General features: G+C 63.6%; 16 protein-coding genes and 1 riboswitch. Of the genes, 11 read left to right on the top strand and 5 right to left on the bottom strand.

Annotated features, from left to right (window positions below; all coding sequences use genetic code 11):
- Positions 1-6: 6 nt before the first annotated feature.
- The 3 genes from metK (at position 7) to NRG23_RS21555 (ending at position 3,625) form a co-directional block, all read left to right on the top strand.
- Positions 7-1,197 carry a methionine adenosyltransferase gene (gene metK / locus NRG23_RS21565; protein WP_009051273.1) on the top strand — a complete coding sequence of 397 codons (1,191 nt, stop codon included), beginning with the start codon at positions 7-9 and terminating at the stop codon, positions 1,195-1,197.
- 246 nt (positions 1,198-1,443) lie between these two features.
- Entirely contained in the window at positions 1,444-3,132 is a 1,689-nt protein-coding gene (gene ligB / locus NRG23_RS21560) for an NAD-dependent DNA ligase LigB (RefSeq protein ID WP_257372035.1), read from the top strand.
- Positions 3,133-3,229: 97 nt separating this feature from the next.
- Positions 3,230-3,625: a DUF1090 domain-containing protein gene (locus NRG23_RS21555; RefSeq protein WP_009051275.1), complete on the top strand. Its 396-nt coding sequence runs from the start codon at positions 3,230-3,232 to the stop codon at positions 3,623-3,625.
- A 52-nt stretch (positions 3,626-3,677) separates the two neighbouring features.
- On the opposite strand, the gene NRG23_RS21550 is transcribed toward NRG23_RS21555, so the two are convergent.
- On the bottom strand, positions 3,678-4,127 hold the full coding sequence (locus NRG23_RS21550; protein ID WP_009051276.1) for a cytochrome c: 450 nt from the start codon (positions 4,125-4,127) through the stop codon (positions 3,678-3,680).
- A gap of 128 nt (positions 4,128-4,255) precedes the next feature.
- Here NRG23_RS21550 and NRG23_RS21545 point away from each other — a divergent pair, with 128 nt between their 5' ends.
- Positions 4,256-5,431, top strand: a complete 1,176-nt coding sequence (locus NRG23_RS21545; RefSeq protein ID WP_016704239.1) for a murein transglycosylase A — start codon at positions 4,256-4,258, stop codon at positions 5,429-5,431.
- 159 nt (positions 5,432-5,590) lie between these two features.
- Here NRG23_RS21545 and NRG23_RS21540 read toward each other — a convergent pair whose 3' ends face one another.
- A complete protein-coding gene (locus NRG23_RS21540; protein WP_009051278.1) occupies positions 5,591-5,977 on the bottom strand; it encodes an MAPEG family protein in 387 nt (128 codons plus the stop codon).
- Between the two features lie 36 nt (positions 5,978-6,013).
- On the bottom strand, positions 6,014-6,847 hold the full coding sequence (locus NRG23_RS21535; protein WP_038575137.1) for an EamA family transporter: 834 nt from the start codon (positions 6,845-6,847) through the stop codon (positions 6,014-6,016).
- A gap of 209 nt (positions 6,848-7,056) precedes the next feature.
- Between NRG23_RS21535 and NRG23_RS21530 the strand changes: the two genes are divergently transcribed.
- A complete protein-coding gene (locus NRG23_RS21530) occupies positions 7,057-8,226 on the top strand; it encodes an MFS transporter (RefSeq protein WP_009051280.1) in 1,170 nt (389 codons plus the stop codon).
- 176 nt (positions 8,227-8,402) lie between these two features.
- Positions 8,403-9,662: a sodium:proton antiporter gene (locus tag NRG23_RS21525; RefSeq protein WP_009051281.1), complete on the top strand. Its 1,260-nt coding sequence runs from the start codon at positions 8,403-8,405 to the stop codon at positions 9,660-9,662.
- A 138-nt stretch (positions 9,663-9,800) separates the two neighbouring features.
- Here the strand turns inward: NRG23_RS21525 and NRG23_RS21520 are convergent, their stop codons facing one another.
- The gene (locus tag NRG23_RS21520; protein WP_007932525.1) at positions 9,801-10,205 is read right to left on the bottom strand and encodes an acyl-CoA thioesterase; all 405 of its coding nucleotides are present in this window, start codon (positions 10,203-10,205) and stop codon (positions 9,801-9,803) included.
- Between the two features lie 193 nt (positions 10,206-10,398).
- Positions 10,399-10,505: riboswitch (S-adenosyl-L-homocysteine riboswitch) on the top strand.
- 22 nt (positions 10,506-10,527) lie between these two features.
- Here NRG23_RS21520 and ahcY point away from each other — a divergent pair.
- The 5 genes from ahcY to NRG23_RS21495 all read left to right on the top strand — a co-directional run bounded on the left by ahcY (position 10,528) and on the right by NRG23_RS21495 (position 17,096).
- Positions 10,528-11,937, top strand: coding sequence for an adenosylhomocysteinase (ahcY, locus tag NRG23_RS21515; protein ID WP_009045993.1), 1,410 nt, complete (start codon positions 10,528-10,530; stop codon positions 11,935-11,937).
- A 189-nt stretch (positions 11,938-12,126) separates the two neighbouring features.
- Positions 12,127-12,972, top strand: a complete 846-nt coding sequence (metF, locus tag NRG23_RS21510) for a methylenetetrahydrofolate reductase [NAD(P)H] (RefSeq protein ID WP_009051282.1) — start codon at positions 12,127-12,129, stop codon at positions 12,970-12,972.
- 82 nt (positions 12,973-13,054) lie between these two features.
- Complete coding sequence (locus NRG23_RS21505) at positions 13,055-14,137, top strand: hypothetical protein (RefSeq protein WP_096375682.1); 1,083 nt, start codon at positions 13,055-13,057, stop codon at positions 14,135-14,137.
- A gap of 55 nt (positions 14,138-14,192) precedes the next feature.
- On the top strand, positions 14,193-15,008 hold the full coding sequence (locus NRG23_RS21500; protein ID WP_038636132.1) for an ABC transporter substrate-binding protein: 816 nt from the start codon (positions 14,193-14,195) through the stop codon (positions 15,006-15,008).
- 225 nt (positions 15,009-15,233) lie between these two features.
- A complete protein-coding gene (locus tag NRG23_RS21495; RefSeq protein WP_016704246.1) occupies positions 15,234-17,096 on the top strand; it encodes a DEAD/DEAH box helicase in 1,863 nt (620 codons plus the stop codon).
- Positions 17,097-17,276: 180 nt separating this feature from the next.
- Here the strand turns inward: NRG23_RS21495 and NRG23_RS21490 are convergent, their stop codons facing one another.
- The gene (locus NRG23_RS21490) at positions 17,277-17,873 is read right to left on the bottom strand and encodes a YceI family protein (protein WP_009051286.1); all 597 of its coding nucleotides are present in this window, start codon (positions 17,871-17,873) and stop codon (positions 17,277-17,279) included.
- Between the last annotated feature and the right edge of the window lie 22 nt (positions 17,874-17,895).

The following is a 17,895-nucleotide window of genomic DNA, read 5'->3' as shown; positions in this document are numbered from 1 at the left end:
GTCGAGATGAGCGAATACTCCCTTTTCACCTCCGAGTCCGTGTCTGAAGGGCATCCGGACAAAATCGCCGACCAGATTTCCGATGCGGTGCTGGACGCCATCATTGCCCAGGACAAGCACGCCCGCGTAGCGGTGGAAACCCTGGTCAAGACCGGTGTGGCCATCGTCGCCGGCGAAGTCACCACCTCGGCCTGGGTTGACCTGGAGCAGATCGTTCGTGACGTGATCACCGACATCGGCTACACCAGCTCCGACGTCGGTTTCGACGGCGCGACCTGCGGCGTGATGAACATCATTGGCAAGCAGTCCCCCGACATCAACCAGGGTGTCGACCGTGCCAAGCCTGAAGACCAGGGCGCCGGCGACCAGGGCCTGATGTTCGGCTACGCCAGCAACGAAACCGACGTACTGATGCCGGCCCCGATCACCTTCTCGCACCAACTGGTTCAGCGCCAAGCCGAAGCCCGCAAGTCCGGCCTGCTGCCTTGGCTGCGTCCGGATGCAAAGTCCCAGGTCACCTGCCGCTACGAAGGCGGCAAGGTAGTCGGCATCGACGCCGTGGTCCTGTCGACCCAGCACAACCCTGACGTGTCGTACAAAGACCTGCGCGAAGGCGTGATGGAACTGATCGTCAAGCACGTGCTGCCGGCCGAACTGCTGTCCAAGGACACCCAGTTCCACATCAACCCGACTGGCCAGTTCATCATCGGCGGCCCGGTCGGCGACTGCGGCCTGACCGGTCGCAAGATCATCGTCGACAGCTACGGCGGCATGGCCCGTCACGGCGGCGGCGCATTCTCCGGCAAGGACCCATCGAAGGTCGACCGTTCGGCCGCCTACGCCGGTCGTTACGTGGCCAAGAACATCGTTGCCGCCGGCCTGGCCGAGCGCTGCGAGATCCAGGTGTCCTACGCCATCGGCGTGGCGCAACCGACTTCGATCTCGCTGAACACCTTCGGCACCGGCAAGATCAGCGACGACAAGATCATCAAGCTGGTCCGCGAAATCTTCGACCTGCGCCCTTACGCGATCACCACCATGCTCGACCTGCTGCACCCGATGTACCGCGAGACCGCGGCCTACGGCCACTTCGGCCGTACCCCGCAAACCAAGACCGTGGGTGATGACACCTTCACCACCTTCACCTGGGAAAAGACCGACCGCGCCGAAGCCCTGCGCGCCGCTGCCAGCCTGTAATCCCGGCAGCACTTACCCAAGCCCCGCACGGTTCGCCTTGCGGGGCTTTTTTGTGGCTGAAGGTTTCATGATTTGCAGGGCCGCTTACGGGAGCAAGCCTGATTCCTGCGGGTACAAGCTGGCTCGCGAAAAAACCGGCCCATCGTCAAACCAGCCCGCGAAATACCCGGCAACCCATACGCCCTTTCTCCCTCCCGCCCACCCCTCTAGCCTGCAACCTGACTCCCCCGAGCAAGGATGCTCCCCATGCCCAACTACAGAGCGCTGCCCATGGCCGGCCTCCTTCTGAGCGCCATCGCCCTGCCGAGCGTCGCCAGCCCGTGCCCCGACTGGACACCCGCCCAGGCGCAAGCCGAAACGGCCACCCTGCAACAGCACATCAACCGCTGGGACGACAGCTACCACCGCGAAGGCCTGTCGCCGGTGACTGACGAACTCTACGACCAGTCCCGCGCCCGGCTCGAACATTGGCAAAACTGCTTCCCCACCGTCGTCGCGGAGCTCGCCAACCCGCTACGCACCGCACGCGGCACTGTCCCGCACCCCATTCCCCATACCGGTGTGGAGAAACTGGCCGATGAAAGCGCCGTACGCCGGTGGTTCGCCGGGCGCGAGGAGGTCTGGGTACAGCCCAAGATCGACGGCGTGGCCGTGACCCTGATCTATCGCCAGGGACGCTTCCAGCAAGCCATCAGCCGTGGGGATGGCCTTCAGGGCCAGGACTGGACCAGGCCCGCGCAACTGATAAGCGCCATCCCCAAACACCTGCCCGAGCCTCGGGACCTGCTGCTACAGGGCGAGCTCTATTGGCGCCAGCACGATCACATACAGGCCAAGGCCGGCAGCCTGAATGCTCGCGGCCAGGTCGCCGGCCTATTGGCGCGCAACCAGCTGGCCCCCCAGCAAGCCAGCCAGATCGGCCTGTTCGTCTGGGACTGGCCCCAAGGCCCGAGCACCCTGGCGCAGCGCCTGGACGGTCTCAAGGCCCTGGGTTTTCCCCACAGCAGCGAATACAGCCAGCGCGTCAGTACGTTCGCCGAGGTCCAGCACTGGCGAGCGCACTGGTATCGCTCGACCCTGCCCTTCGCCAGCGATGGCATCGTCCTGCGCCAGAGCCGGCGCCCGGAAGCGCAACGCTGGCAGGCCAAGGCGCCCTACTGGATCGCCGCGTGGAAGTACCCGTTCGCCCAGGCCCTGGCCAGGGTGCGCAAGGTCGACTTCAAGATCGGTCGCACCGGCCGGATCACCCCGATGCTCGAACTGGAGCCGGTCCAGCTCGACGACCGGCAGATCAGGCGGGTCAGCGTCGGATCGCTACCGCGCTGGCAAGAACTGGATATCCGCCCTGGCGATCAGGTATCGATCAGCCTCGCCGGCCTGACCATCCCGCGCCTGGACAGCGTGGTGCTGCGCGCGCCCCAGCGTGTTCCGCTGCAAGTCCCGGACGCCTCGGCCTTCCATGCGCTCAGCTGCTTGCAGCCCCTGCCCGGCTGCAGGAGCCAGTTCCTCGCGCGCCTGACCTGGCTGAGCGGCAAGTCCGGGCTGGACCTGCCCCATGTGGGCACCGGCACCTGGGAGAAGCTGCTGGACGCAGGGCTGATCAACGGGCTGGTCGATTGGTTGACCCTCGATCCTGCAGAGCTTGCTAACATTACCGGCCTTGGCGAACGCAGCATCGCGCGTTTGCTGGGCAGCCTGCACAGCGCCCGCCAGCAGCCGTTTCAGCGCTGGCTCAAAGCCCTTGGGCTGCCACCGACCGGCAACGCCAGGCTCGAGGATGACTGGGCGGTGTTGGCGGCCATAACCACCGAACAATGGCAGGCCCAAAGCGCTATAGGCCCGGGACGCGCCGCTCAGTTGAGCGCCTTTTTCCGCGATCCGCAGGTCCTGGCCTTGATTGAAGAATTACGTGCCGCCGGAATCGAAGGCTTCTGAAGCCTTTACAACCGGCGGCGTTGAACCCCGGGGACGCAGATGGCTCAAACAGCCCATCGCCCCACTCCTGCTATTCATCTTTTCACATGGAGCCTTTATGAAATTTCTTGCACCGCTCACCCTCTTCGCCGCGTTCAGCCTGACAACCCCAGCCCTGATGGCCGCCGAACAGGCCCCGGAACTCACCGGCTGCGCCGCCAAGCGCCAGGCCATCAGCACCCAGATCGAACAGGCCAAGGCCCATGGCAACAGCGAGCAACAGGCCGGCCTGGAAAAAGCCCTGAGCGAAGCCACCGCGAACTGCACCGACGCCTCGCTGAAAAAGGAACGCGAAAACAAGGTGCTGGAAGCCAAGCACGAGGTCAGCCGACGCCAGACCGACCTGGACAAGGCCATGAAAAAAGGCGACGCCGAGAAGATCAACAAGCGCAAGGACAAGCTGGCCGAGTCCCGCAAGGAATTGCAGGAAGCCCTCGACGAACTGGACAAGTAAACTCGAGCCGCTGCGGCAGATGTGCCTGCCGCAGCCACCTCAGGCAACGGGATCAGTGATCGCGAAACTCTTTATGGCAGGCACTGCAGGCATCTTCGACTTTCTGCACCGCCGGCCCCAAATTGCTGGCCTTGTACGGCTGGACCTTGCTGGCGATCACCAATTCACCGGTGGCCGCCTCGAGGGCACGGGCCAGTTCCTGGAAACGTGCCTGCTTCTGCCAGACATCGTCAGTCGCGCTGGTGTGCTCCTGCTCCTTGACCTGCGGGAAGTGCTTCCAGGGTTCGCGGGACAGGTTGTCCAGCTTGATCGCGCCTTCGGTAAAACGCGGGCCGTCGAACGGGATACGTCCACGGAGCATGCCGCCCAGGTCCTCACCGGTCTTGAGCATCTGTTTGAAGATCGCCTTGCGCTGACCCAGCGGGGAGTTCGGATCGACACCGCCGCAGGCGGACAACGTCAGGCAGGCCAGCAATACAACAGAGAGTCTTTTAAGCGTCATGGTGGCTTCGGGTCACGGGAAACGGCCGCCAGTATCCTCGCCTGTCCGGCAAAGACCAATAGCCCTATTAACAATATGGATTGCCTGAAGTTGCCATGCGCCCAGGCAAGCCACAAAGGAATTACCCAATGAACACCCGTTTCAAACTGTGGCGTCGACACCTGGCCTGGGCCTTGCCGACCGCGATCCTGCTGGCCGGATGCAATGGCGGCGAAGTCGGCAAGCCACCCCAGCCCCACGCTATCGCCACCTATACCAGCGCCAGCTGGGAAGCCTTGCCCACTGTGTCCGACGACGACCTGCTGGCCGGCTTCGGTTCCTGGCGCAGCGCCTGCACCCGGCTGAAAGCCGACCCGGTGTGGGGCCCGACCTGCGCGACCGCGGCCAACGTGCCGCTCACCGCCCTCGATGTCCGCAGCTTCCTCAAGGAACACCTGGACGTCTACGGCCTGCGCTCAGCCAGCGGCAGCAGCAATGGCCTGATCACCGGCTACTACGAGCCGGTCTACCCGGGCAGCCTGACCCAGACCCAGGCCGCGTCAGTGCCGGTCTACGGCGTGCCGGAAGACATGATCATCGTCGCCCTCGACAGCATTTATCCCGAACTCAAGGGCAAGCGCCTGCGTGGCCGCCTCGAAGGCCGGGTGCTGAAACCCTACGACGATGCCGCGACCATCGAGACCAAGGGCGTCAAGGCGCCGGTGATCGCCTGGCTGACCGACCCGATGAACCTGCAATTCCTGCAGATCCAGGGCTCGGGCCGCATCCAGCTGGAAGACGGGCGCCAGTTGCGCATCGGTTATGCCGACCAGAACGGCCACCCCTACCGCCCCATCGGCCGCTGGCTGGTGGATCAGGGCGAGCTGAAGAAAGAGGACGTGACCATGGGCACCATCGCGGCCTGGGCCAAGGCCAACCCCAATCGCATCCCGGAACTGCTGGGCAGCAACCCCAGCTACGTGTTCTTCAACCGCAACCCGGACAGCAACGAAGGCCCGCGCGGCTCGCTGAACGTACCGCTGACGTCCGGCTACAGCGTGGCGGTGGACCGCAAGGTGATACCGCTGGGCAGCCTGTTGTGGCTTTCCACCACCCGGCCCGATGGCAGTAGCCTGATCCGCCCGGTGGCGGCGCAGGACACCGGCGGCGCGATCGCCGGCGAGGTTCGCGCCGACCTGTTCTGGGGCACCGGCGACGCGGCCGGGCAACTGGCGGGGGACATGAAGCAGCAGGGCCAGATCTGGATGCTCTGGCCCAAGGGCGCCACGCTGCCGAAAGTGCCTCAAGTCACCGACAGCAAATAATCCTGTAGCCCCGTAGCCGCTGCCGAGCTTGCGAGGCTGCGATCGACTGCGTAGCAGGCGCAAAACCTGAGAGTGCGTTGGGCCAGGATAACCGCGACGCCCCCATTGCGGCCGCTGCGCGCCCGGTCGCAGCCTCGCAAGCTCGGCAGCGGCTACAGGTCAAATGGAGACGAAAAAGAAGCTGGCAATCAGCGCGATACCGACGAGCCACACCAGCGACCGCAGGGTCGCCCAGTCCGCCAGGTAGCAGATGATGTACAGCAGGCGGCTGGTGATGAACAGCACCGCCAGCACATCGATGGTCACCAGTTCGGCGACGTTGGCGATGTGGGCAATGATCACCCCCGCCGCGAAGGCCGGGGTCACTTCAAAACTGTTGAGCTGCGCCGCATGCGCCCGCCGGGCGAACCCCTCGAGGGTCTCGAGATAGGCCCGTGGGTCATGGTTCTGCCGCAGGCCAAAGTTGCCCCCGCTGAACTTGGCGATGCTGTTGCACAGGTAAGGCAGGAAGATGGCGATCAATACACACCAGAAAGCGACGGTCATGGCAGAGTCCTTTTTAAAGTCATGAGGGGAGCGGGGTCAGAACTTCATCACCAGCATGCCGATCAGCACCAGCCCACAAGCTAAGAGCCGAGGTCGGCCGAAAGGTTCTTTCAGGTAACGCATGCCGAACAACACCACCAGGATCACGCTGACTTCCCGCAGCGCCGCCGCCTCGGCGATCGATCCCAGCTGCATGGCCCACAGCACCAGAGCGTAGCTGAACAATACGCAGAACCCGACGCTCAACCCCAGTTGCCATTGCTCGCGCCAGAACAGAGTGAAGGCCGCACGCTTGCGCAGCAACGCCAGCAACGGGAAGGGCCAGGCGCTGAGCAGCGTCACCCACACCAGGTAATCCAGCGGATGGGACCAGCGGCGCAATGCCTGGCCGTCGATAAAGGTGTAGCAGCCGATGCACAGGCCGATCAGCGCCACCACCGGCAACATCGACCACGGCAGGCGATCGCCGCCACCGCCCTGCCACAGCAGGCACAGCATGCCGAAAGGGATCAACAGGATGCCGAGGATCTGCTGGGGGCTGAGCACCTCGCCGGCGAAGACCAGGGTCAGGGCCAGCACCACCAGGGGCGAAAGGCCGCGCATCAGCGGATAGACCAGGCCCAGGTCGCCGACCCGATAGGCCTGGATCAGCAGGTAGCGGTAGAGCAATTCGAAAACCGCCGAGGCCAGGATCCATGGCCAGATCTCCAGCGGCGGCCATGCGACGAATCCCAGCATCAACGCCACGAACAGCAAGGCGACACTGTCCATGCAGGCCACCACCAATAAACGCTCGCCGCTGAACTTGATCAGGGTATTCCATGCCGCATGCAGCAGCGCCGCCACCAGAACCAGAGTTGTCGCCAACACCTCACACTCCCTGTTTGCGATAAGAGAATCGATTCACCTAGGCGCTATGGCTGTCTATACTGACGCCGACCACGCCGCACTCAGTTGCGCATATCTATTCCAATAATTCCTGCTGCTGCCCGATCCGCCGGACCCGCTCCGATGGAGGAGCAAAGCCGGCATGCGTATGCCTGATCAAGGCGTCAAGACTACAGACAGAGAATCCTCGCATGCCACTCGCCTTGCTCGCACTGGCTGTTGCCGCCTTCGGCATCGGCACCACTGAATTCGTCATCATGGGCCTGCTGCCCGATGTCGCCCGCGACCTGTCCGTCAGCATTCCCCATGCGGGCCTGCTGATTACCGGCTACGCCCTGGGCGTGGTGTTCGGCGCGCCGATCCTCGCCGTCGGCACCGCCAACATGCCGCGCAAGGCTACGTTGCTGGGCATGACCCTGATGTTCATCCTCGGCAACGTGCTCTGCGCGCTGGCGCCGAACTACGCCACGCTGATGGCCGCACGGGTGATCACCGCGCTGTGCCACGGCGCGTTTTTCGGCATCGGCTCGGTGGTCGCCGCCAGCCTGGTGGCGCCGAACAAACGCGCCCAGGCGATCGCCATGATGTTCACCGGCCTGACCCTGGCCAATGTGCTTGGCGTGCCGCTGGGTACGGCGTTGGGGCAGTACGCCGGCTGGCGCTCGACCTTCTGGGCGGTGTCGGTGATCGGGGTGATCGCCGCCATTGCCCAGTGGCTCTGGCTGCCCCGGCACATCGCCATGGACAAGGCCAACCTGGCCAGCGAATTCAAGGTCCTGGGCAAGACCAACGTGCTGCTGGCCCTGGGCATGAGCGTGCTGGCGTCCACCAGCCTGTTCAGCGTCTTCACCTATATCGCGCCGATCCTGCAGGACGTCACCGGCGTCAGCCCCCATGGCGTGACCATCATGTTGCTGCTGTTCGGTGTCGGCCTGACGGCCGGCAGCATGCTCGGCGGACGCCTGGCCGACAGCCGCCTGTTGCCGTCGCTGGTGGCCATGGCGCTGGCCGTGGTGCTGGTACTGGCCGCGTTCAGCCAGACCAGCCATCTGCTGATCCCGGCGGCGATCACTTTGCTGCTGTGGGGGATTTTCGCCTTCGCCCTGTGCCCGATCCTGCAACTGCTGATCATCGACCAGGCCCATGAGGCCCCCAACCTGGGCTCGACCCTGAACCAGAGCGCCTTCAACCTGGGTAACGCCGCCGGCGCCTGGATCGGCGGCCTGGTGGTCGCCAGCGGCGCCGACCTGGCCGACCTGCCGTGGACCGGCGCGCTGGTCGGCGGGCTGACGGTGCTGACCGCGCTGCTGTTCATTCACCTGCAACGTCGCCAGGCGACCGCGGTCAATGTATCCGGCTGAGGCCGCCGAGCGCGCGACTGACCGACAATCGCCTCTAGAACCACACACCGACCGGCTCACCGCCAGAAGAATCTGAACTTTCCTTGTCGGTGTGCCCCGGGCCGCCAGCGGCCCATCCAACCCTTGCCCGATGGTTTTCGGGCTTTCTTTTCACCTTTCTATCCAAGGGACTCCGGATGCTTGAACTCGTTGCCGCCTTCATCTGCCTGACCACCCTGCTCACCTACGTCAACTTCCGCTTCATCGGCCTGCCGCCGACCATCGGGGTGATGGTCACCGCACTGCTGTTTTCCCTGCTGCTGCAAGGCTTGAGCTTCCTCGGCTATCCCGGCCTGGAAGAGCATGTACAACAGCTGATCGGCCAGATCGACTTCGGCGACCTGCTGATGAACTGGATGCTGTCGTTCCTGCTGTTCGCCGGCGCCTTGCACGTCAACCTCAACGACCTGCGCAGCTACCGCTGGCCCATCGGCCTGTTGGCCACGGTCGGCGTGCTGATCGCCACGTTCGTCATCGGCAGCCTGGCCTACTGGATCTTCGGCCTGTTCGGCTGGCACGTGAGCTTCCTCTATTGCCTGCTGTTCGGCGCCCTGATCTCGCCGACCGACCCGATCGCGGTGCTCGGCGTGCTGCGTACCGCCAACGCGTCCAAGCCACTGAAAACCACCATCGTCGGCGAGTCGCTGTTCAACGACGGCACCGCGGTGGTGGTGTTCACCGTGCTGCTGGGTATCGCCCAGCTCGGCGAAACCCCGACCATCGGTGCCACCGCCCTGCTGTTTGCCCATGAGGCCATCGGCGGCGTGGTGTTCGGCGGGCTGATCGGCTACCTGGTGTACCTGATGATCAAGAGCATCGAGCAGCACCAGATCGAGGTGATGCTGACCCTGGCCCTGGTGATCGGCGGCTCGGCGATGGCCAGCGAACTGCACGTCTCGGCGCCGATCGCGATGGTGGTGGCAGGCCTGATCATCGGCAACCTGGGGCGCAACCTGGCGATGAACGACATGACCCGGCGCTACCTGGACGGTTTCTGGGAACTGCTCGACGACATGCTCAACGCCCTGCTGTTCGCCCTGATCGGCATGGAGCTGTTGCTGCTGCCGTTCAACTGGCTGCACTTGCTGGCCGCGAGCCTGCTGGCGGTGGCGATCGTGCTGTCGCGCCTGCTCACCGTAGCCCCGGCCATCGTCCTGCTACGCCGCTGGCGCAGCGTGCCGCGCGGCACCATCCGGGTACTGACCTGGGGCGGCCTGCGCGGCGGGGTTTCGGTGGCGCTGGCCCTGGCCCTGCCATTGGGCCCGGAGCGCGACCTGGTACTGAGCATCACCTACATCGTGGTGCTGTCGTCGATCCTCCTGCAGGGCCTGACCATCGGCAAACTGGTGCGTCATGTCACCAAGGATGCTCCGGCCGCCGCCCAGGACGCTCACTGACAACCTGCCCCCTGTAGGAGCGAGCTTGCTCGCGATCGGCCCGTCCAGACACCGCACTGCTTCAAGCAGATCGCGTCGCCTGGCAGCCCTGATCGCGAGCAATCAAGCGTCGACCGGCTGCTCCTACAAGAAGACGGCTCAGGCGATCGGCTCGTCATCCTTGAACTGGTCCTTCACGTACCTGATCTCGGTACGACCGTGAGGGGCCGGCAGGCCGTCCTCGCCCAGGTTGACGAAGACCATCTTCTCGACGGTGAGGATGCTTTTGCGGGTGATCTTGTTGCGCACTTCACAGGTCAGGGTGATCGAGGTGCGGCCGAATTCGGTGGCGGTGATGCCCAGCTCGATGATGTCGCCCTGGCGCGAGGCGCTGACAAAGTTGATTTCGGAAATGTACTTGGTGACCACGCGCTGGTTGCCCAGCTGGACGATGGCGTAGATCGCCGCTTCTTCGTCGATCCAGCGCAACAGGCTGCCGCCGAACAGCGTGCCGTTGGGGTTGAGGTCTTCGGGTTTTACCCATTTGCGGGTGTGGAAATTCATGGGAGGGGCTCCGGGGTATTTGAGCGATTGCGGTGGATGTGCCCCCCAGCTTCAAGTTTCAAGCTTCAAGCTGCAAGTAAAAAGCGGCCTGCTCTTACTCGCAGCTTGAAGCTTGCACCTTGCCGCTTAAAGAAAGCTATAATCGCCTCCGTTTCAAAACGGTAACGATCACCTGATACCGTTTTCCCGCCACCTGTCCGAGGGGCGCTGCAGCAGGCTAGACCTGTCAGGCTCGGATGGGGCGTTGTCTGGCCGTGATGGTTCGGTCAGTCACTAAACGCACAACGGCGCCCATTCGCATACTTACGAATGGAGGCTCTTCATGAGCGCTGTCATCACGCCTGCAGATTTTACCGACTACAAAGTCGCCGACATGTCCCTGGCCGCCTGGGGCCGTCGTGAAACCATCATCGCCGAATCGGAAATGCCGGCCCTGATGGGTCTGCGCCGCAAATACGCCGCTGAACAACCGCTCAAGGGCGCGAAGATTCTCGGCTGCATCCACATGACCATCCAGACTGCCGTGCTGATCGAAACCCTGGTTGCCCTGGGTGCCGAAGTACGCTGGTCGTCCTGCAACATCTTCTCGACCCAGGACCAGGCCGCTGCCTCCATCGCCGCCGCCGGCATCCCGGTATTCGCCTGGAAAGGCGAGACCGAGCAAGAGTACGAGTGGTGCCTGGAGCAGACCATCCTCAAGGATGGCAAGCCATGGGACGCCAACATGATCCTCGACGACGGCGGCGACCTGACCGAGCTGCTGCACAAGAAGTACCCGCAGGTGCTGGATCGCGTCCACGGCGTGACCGAAGAAACCACCACCGGCGTGCACCGCCTGCTGGACATGCTGGCCAAGGGCGAGCTGAAGATCCCGGCCATCAACGTCAACGACTCGGTGACCAAGAGCAAGAACGACAACAAGTACGGCTGCCGTCACAGCCTGAACGATGCGATCAAGCGCGGTACCGACCACCTGCTGTCCGGCAAGCAAGCGCTGGTCATCGGCTACGGTGACGTGGGCAAGGGCTCGGCCCAGTCCCTGCGTCAGGAAGGCATGATCGTCAAAGTCTCCGAAGTCGACCCGATCTGCGCCATGCAGGCCTGCATGGACGGTTTCGAACTGGTTTCGCCGTTCATCGACGGGATCAACACCGGTACCGAGGCGAGCATCGACAAGGCCCTGCTGGGCAAGATCGACCTGATCGTGACCACCACCGGTAACGTCAATGTTTGCGACGCAAACATGCTCAAGGCCCTGAAAAAGCGCGCCGTAGTCTGCAACATCGGTCACTTCGACAACGAAATCGACACCGCTTTCATGCGCAAGAACTGGGCATGGGAAGAAGTGAAGCCACAGGTGCACAAGGTTCACCGTACCGGCCCAGGCGCTTTCGACGCCCAGAACGACGACTACCTGATCCTGCTGGCCGAAGGCCGCCTGGTGAACCTGGGCAACGCCACCGGTCACCCAAGCCGCATCATGGACGGTTCGTTCGCCAACCAGGTCCTGGCGCAGATCTTCCTGTTCGGCCAGAAGTACGCCGACCTGTCGCCAGCCCAGAAAGCCGAGCGCCTGACCGTTGAAGTACTGCCGAAGAAACTCGACGAAGAAGTGGCCCTGGAAATGGTTCGCGGCTTCGGTGGCGTGGTCACCCAGCTGACCAAGCAACAGGCTGACTACATCGGCGTGACCGTCGAAGGCCCGTTCAAGCCGCACGCTTACCGGTACTAAGAGCAGTTGCAAGCCTTGAGCTTCAAGCGGCAAGCGAGGGCCACAAGCCCTGCTTGCCGCTCGAAGCTTTCGGCTTCGTCCCTATTTGCTTAAACAGTTTCAAGCAGCCCGTTCCAGGCCCAAGAGCTGAGCGCACCTCCGCTACTCTTGCAGTTTGTGGCTTGCAGCTTGTAGCTGGAGGTTTCCTCCATGTCCCAAGACCGTCGCTACAGCTTCGAGTTCTTCCCGACCAAGACCGATGCTGGGCATGAAAAACTGCTTGCCACTGCCCGCCAGCTGGCCAGCTACAACCCCGACTTCTTCTCCTGCACCTACGGTGCCGGTGGCTCGACCCGCGACCGCACGATGAACACCGTGCTGCAGCTCGAAAGCGAAGTGAAGATCCCGGCCGCACCGCACCTGTCCTGCGTGGGTGACAGCAAGGCCGACCTGCGTGGCCTGCTGACCCAGTACAAGGCTGCCGGCATCAACCGTATCGTCGCCCTGCGCGGCGACCTGCCTTCGGGCATGGGCATGGCCAGCGGCGAGCTGCGTCACGCCAACGACCTGGTGAGTTTCATTCGTGAAGAGACCGGCGATCACTTCCACATCGAAGTGGCGGCGTATCCGGAAATGCACCCGCAGGCGCGCAATTTCGAAGACGACCTCAACAACTTCGTGCGCAAGGCCAACGCCGGCGCCAACAGTGCGATCACCCAGTATTTCTTCAACGCCGACAGTTATTTCTACTTCGTCGAACGCGTGCAACAAATGGGTGTGAACATCCCGATCGTGCCCGGCATCATGCCGATCACCAACTACAGCAAGCTGGCGCGTTTCTCCGACGCCTGCGGCGCGGAAATCCCGCGCTGGATCCGCAAGCAACTGGAAGCCTACGGCGACGACAGCCAAAGCATTCAGACGTTCGGCGAACAGGTCATCACCGAAATGTGTGAACGTTTGTTGCAAGGCGGGGCGCCAGGGCTGCATTTCTATACCCTGAACCAAGCCGAGCCAAGCCTGGCCGTCTGGAACAACCTGAAGCTGCCGCGTTAACCGCCCGGCAACATCAGAAAAGGCCTTGGCGAAATCCAGGGCCTTTTTTTTAACCCCCAATACATCCGAAGGATCGCCGTAGATGTCCACAGGCAGCACCGCAGCACGCCCACAATTGATCTATCTGGTTTACGGCGCCGCGACCTATCACCAGGAAGCCGCGTTCAGCATTGCCAGCGCCCTTGCCGGGCTGCGCGAAACGCCGGGCGAAGCCCTCGACATCCAGGTCTTCACCGACAATGCCGCGCCTTACCGCGACCTGCCTGTGCGCGTGCGCCCCCTGGACGAAAACACCCGCCAGGCCTGGATCGCCCCACACGGCTACCACTTTCGCGCCAAGCACGTGGTGATGCAGCAGGTGCTGCAAGAGTCCGAACTGGCGCTGCTGATCGACACCGATACCTTTTTTCACTGCTCGCCGCTGGAGCTGTTTCGCCGCGTCCAGCCCGGCACCCTGCTGTGTAACGCCTTCGGCATGTGCTACGGCGCCAACAAGGAGTCCGGCCTCTACCAGTCCCTGGCCGGCTTGCTGCAGGAACGCAAACTCGCCGACGACCAGATGCCGCTGCTGAACTCCGGCGTGATCGGCCTGCACCGCGCCGACGCCGATGTGCTGGACCGCTCCATCGCCCTGATGGACGAGCTGTACCCACTGGCCAACGGCGCCTACACCCTTGAAGAGTTCTGCCTGTCGGTGGCGGCCTATCGCACCAAGCAGGTTCGCGAATGCCCCGACCTGATCCATCACTACTGGAGCCGCAAGCAGCTGTTTCGCGCCAAGATCAAGGCCTGGCTGGACAAGCACGGCGCAGCGCCCACCAGTAGCGTCGCTCTGGACGAAACCCGCCTGGTCACCGCGACCCTGCCACGCCCACCGGCGTTGCAACGCCTGGCCTACAAGATCGTGACCCTGGCCCTGCCTGGGCACCAGCGGCAGTTCATGCGCGAAATCCTCTACGGCTGCTACCGCCACACCAACGAATTCGACCAGGCCTGCGCCCCGGTCTGGTGGGAGAAGGCCCGGGAAAACGCCGAAGGCCGCCTGAAAAAGCCGCTCAACAGCCATCAACTCGAGCGCTGGTTCAACCACCCGGTGATTCGCCTGGTACTGGGCCAGCGGCGCAAGGCCATCTACCTGCATCTGATCGAGACAAAGGCTGACTGAGGCTTGAGCTAGACAGCCTCTGGTATTGGGCGACCTCTCGTCGTAATCTCCAGCGATGCCCCTCATCGCCCAGCTGCTGACAGCCTTTATCTGTGCTTGCCTGAGCCTCACCGCCCATGGCGAGAAGCTGCGCATTGTCACCGAGCCCTGGGCCCCTTATGTCTATGAGGAACAGGGCAAGGCCCAGGGGCTGGATTACGAAACCACGGCCATCGTCTTCCAGCGCCTGGGGATCGAAGTCGAATGGCAGTTCCTGCCCTGGAAACGTTGCCTGGCCATGCTCGAACAGGGCCAGGCCGACGGTGCCCTGGACATTTTTCACAGCAACGAACGCGAAAGCAGCCTGCTCTACCCCAGCGAGCCGCTGTCGGACGTCGAGTTCGTGATGTTCTATGCCAACGCCCGGCCCTTTCCGTTCCGCACCCTGGAAGACTTGCGCGGGCTGACCGTGGGCACCTCTCCCGGCTATCTGTACAGCCAGGACTTCAGGGAGTCCACGCTGTTCAAGCACGAGCCGGCGCCGACCCACGAAGCCAACTTCGGCAAGCTGCTGCGCGGCCGCATCGACCTGCTGATCACCGATCGGCGGGTCGGCCAGCATCTGCTCGACCAACTGGACATTCGCCAGCAGATCACCGAGAACCCGGTGGTCATCAGCCGCCAGAGCCAGTTTCTGGCGGTACGGCGCAATGCCGGCATGGACTTGCTGGTGCAGCGTTTCGGCGCCGAACTCAAGCGCTTCAAACGCGAGCCGGCCTACGCCGAACTGAGCGCACGCTATGGCACGGCGCCGGCCATGGCCGACTCAAGCGCAATGCCGCCCGGCGCCCCGCTGAAAACCGTTGAGCAGCAGGAACGCAGCGCACGCTGATTGCTCTGTTATACTCCGGCCTTCCCGCCAGGCTCACGCCCGGACGCTCGACCCTGTTCAAGGCCTCTCGATACCGCTACAGCGCAGCCACAAGGCCCGCGCGAGCCCTCGCCGATGAGCCTTCAGGAGCCAGCAGGACCGGACGGGATTGCGTCCTCTTAAACGCCATTCGCGCCAGGCAAGACTATCCCTCTGGGCCAAGCCCTCACTAAAACAGGATTACTCATGTCCTTTGCTTCCCTCGGTCTCTCCGAGGCTTTAGTCGGCGCCATCGAAGCCGCCGGCTACACCCAGCCTACTCCGGTGCAACAGCGGGCCATTCCCGCCGTGTTGCAAGGTCGCGACCTGATGGTCGCGGCACAGACAGGTACTGGTAAAACCGGCGGTTTCGCCCTTCCGATCCTGGAACGGTTGTTTCCCAACGGTCACCCGGACAAATCCCAGCGTCACGGCCCGCGCCAACCGCGCGTCCTGGTCCTGACCCCAACCCGCGAACTGGCCGCGCAAGTGCACGAGAGCTTCAAGGTCTATGCCCGCGACCTGAAGTTCGTCAGTGCCTGCATCTTCGGCGGCGTCGGCATGAACCCACAGGTTCAGGCCATGGCCCGCGGCGTCGACGTGCTGGTGGCCTGCCCCGGCCGCCTGCTCGACCTGGCCGGCCAGGGCAGCGTCGACCTGTCCCACGTGGAAATCCTCGTGCTCGACGAAGCCGACCGCATGCTCGACATGGGCTTCGTCCATGACGTGAAGAAAGTCCTCGCACGCCTGCCCGCCAAGCGCCAGAACCTGCTGTTCTCCGCGACCTTCTCCAAGGACATCACGGACCTGGCCGGCAAGCTGCTGCACAACCCCGAGCGCATCGAAGTCACGCCGCCGAACACCACGGTCGAGCGTATCGAGCAACGGGTGTTCCGCCTGGCCGCCAGCCACAAGCGTGCCTTGCTGGCCCACCTGATCACCGCTGGCGCCTGGGAACAGGTACTGGTCTTCACCCGTACCAAGCACGGCGCCAACCGCCTGGCCGAGTACCTGGACAAGCACGGCCTGACCGCCGTCGCCATCCACGGCAACAAGAGCCAGAACGCCCGCACCAAGGCCCTGGCCGACTTCAAGGCCGGTGAAGTGCGGATCCTGGTCGCCACCGACATCGCCGCCCGTGGCCTGGACATCGACCAGCTGCCACACGTGGTCAACTTCGAACTGCCGAACGTCGACGAAGACTACGTGCACCGCATTGGCCGTACCGGTCGTGCCGGTCGTTCGGGCGAAGCGATCTCGCTGGTCGCGCCGGACGAAGAGAAGCTGCTCAAGAGCATCGAGCGCATGACCAAGCAGAAGATCCCCGACGGCGATCTGATGGGCTTCGATGCCAGCGCCGTGGAAGCCGAGAAACCGGAAGTGCGCGAGCGTCCGGACGTGCGTAACCCGCGCAATTCCCGTGGCCCGCGTGGCGACGGTCCGAACGGCGGTGGTGGTGGCGGCGGCGGCCGCAAAGACAAAGGCAAGGACAAGGGCAAGGAAAAACCGGCCGCTCGCGGCGACCGTCCAGCCCGTGAGCAGAAGCCTCGCGAAGGCACCCCGGCCCGCGAACAGCGCCAGCCGACGCCACGCGCCGACCGCGCCCCGGATGAGTTCCTGGACGACGACGTGGACAACTTCGGCAACCGCGCCGACTACGTCAGCCCGTACCAGAACAAGAACAACCAGAGCCGCGGTCGTCGTCCAGGCGCGCCAGGCCAGGGCGCAGCAGCCAACAGCAATGCGCCACGCAGCGGCGGCCAGGGGCGCTCCGGCGGTCCGCGCAATAGCAATGGCGCCAGCACCGGCACGCCACCTGCCAAGCGCAACGGCCCACGCAGCGGTGCTCCACGTGACGGCCAGGCCCGTCGCGAAGAGTCGCGCAATCGTCGTCCGGCCCGTGACGACCAGGCGCGTCAGGAACCGGCGGTACAGAACCCGCGTGGCAACCAGCCGAAGATCATGCACAAGGAATCGAAAGCTGACCGCTTCCCGACACCCGAGCAGCTCGATCAACTGCCAAGCCGTCCACGTGGCGAGAAACCAGCCTTGCTGACCCGCAATCGCTGAGTTACCCGCGGCAATAAAAAACGCCCCTGATCTTGCGATCAGGGGCGTTTTTTTTATGGCCTCTGTAGCCGCTGCCGAGGCTGCGATCGACCGGGAACCGGTCGCCGGCCTCAAGGGCCATGAAGGTCCTGAGGACCTTGTCGCAGCCTCGCGGGCTCGGCAGCGGCTACAGACGAAGCATTACTTCGCTTTCACACCTTCGAAGGTGATGTACAGGTCGACATTGTTGGAGGCCGGGCCCAAGTCCATCATCTTGCCGAAATCCTGGCGATTGATGCTGGTGGTGCCTTCGAAGCCGGCACGGTAGCCGCCCCATGGGTCCTTGCCTTCACCCAGGAAGGTCGCCTTGACCACGACCGGCTTGGTCACACCGTGCAGGGTCAGGTCGCCGGTCACGTCGGCAGTCTGCTTGCCATCGGCGTTCTTGCCGGTTGGCTTGACGCTGGTGGAGACGAACTTGGCGTCAGCGAACTTGCCCACGTCCAGGAAGTCTTTGCTGGCGATGTGCTTGTCGCGCTCGGCGTGGTTGGTGAACACGCTGGCGGTGCGCACATTGACTTCGATCTTGGCGTCTTCAGGCTTGGCCGCGTCGAAGCTGAACTTGCCGTCCAGGTCCTTGAAGGTACCGGTGATGAAGCTGTAGCCCAGGTGGCTGATCTTGAAGTCGACGAAGGCGTGCTGGCCTTCCTTGTCGATCACGTAATCAGCGGCCATCGCCTGACCGGCAGACAACAGAGCAGAACCGATTGCCAGAGCGGCGAGAGTCTTTTTCAACATGCTTTCTATTCCTTTTGAGTCG

The organism is Pseudomonas sp. T8 (genome assembly GCF_024610635.1).
Lineage (GTDB): Bacteria > Pseudomonadota > Gammaproteobacteria > Pseudomonadales > Pseudomonadaceae > Aquipseudomonas > Aquipseudomonas chlororaphis_I.
This window is presented reverse-complemented; position numbering and strand designations above follow the sequence as displayed.

Coding starts and splice junctions, on each gene's coding strand:
- metK (WP_009051273.1), top strand. CDS start 7: ATGAGCGAATACTCCCTTTTCACCTCCGAGTCCGTGTCTGAAGGGCAT.
- ligB (WP_257372035.1), top strand. CDS start 1,444: ATGCCCAACTACAGAGCGCTGCCCATGGCCGGCCTCCTTCTGAGCGCC.
- NRG23_RS21555 (WP_009051275.1), top strand. CDS start 3,230: ATGAAATTTCTTGCACCGCTCACCCTCTTCGCCGCGTTCAGCCTGACA.
- NRG23_RS21550 (WP_009051276.1), bottom strand. CDS start 4,127: ATGACGCTTAAAAGACTCTCTGTTGTATTGCTGGCCTGCCTGACGTTG.
- NRG23_RS21545 (WP_016704239.1), top strand. CDS start 4,256: ATGAACACCCGTTTCAAACTGTGGCGTCGACACCTGGCCTGGGCCTTG.
- NRG23_RS21540 (WP_009051278.1), bottom strand. CDS start 5,977: ATGACCGTCGCTTTCTGGTGTGTATTGATCGCCATCTTCCTGCCTTAC.
- NRG23_RS21530 (WP_009051280.1), top strand. CDS start 7,057: ATGCCACTCGCCTTGCTCGCACTGGCTGTTGCCGCCTTCGGCATCGGC.
- NRG23_RS21525 (WP_009051281.1), top strand. CDS start 8,403: ATGCTTGAACTCGTTGCCGCCTTCATCTGCCTGACCACCCTGCTCACC.
- NRG23_RS21520 (WP_007932525.1), bottom strand. CDS start 10,205: ATGAATTTCCACACCCGCAAATGGGTAAAACCCGAAGACCTCAACCCC.
- ahcY (WP_009045993.1), top strand. CDS start 10,528: ATGAGCGCTGTCATCACGCCTGCAGATTTTACCGACTACAAAGTCGCC.
- metF (WP_009051282.1), top strand. CDS start 12,127: ATGTCCCAAGACCGTCGCTACAGCTTCGAGTTCTTCCCGACCAAGACC.
- NRG23_RS21505 (WP_096375682.1), top strand. CDS start 13,055: ATGTCCACAGGCAGCACCGCAGCACGCCCACAATTGATCTATCTGGTT.
- NRG23_RS21500 (WP_038636132.1), top strand. CDS start 14,193: ATGCCCCTCATCGCCCAGCTGCTGACAGCCTTTATCTGTGCTTGCCTG.
- NRG23_RS21495 (WP_016704246.1), top strand. CDS start 15,234: ATGTCCTTTGCTTCCCTCGGTCTCTCCGAGGCTTTAGTCGGCGCCATC.
- NRG23_RS21490 (WP_009051286.1), bottom strand. CDS start 17,873: ATGTTGAAAAAGACTCTCGCCGCTCTGGCAATCGGTTCTGCTCTGTTG.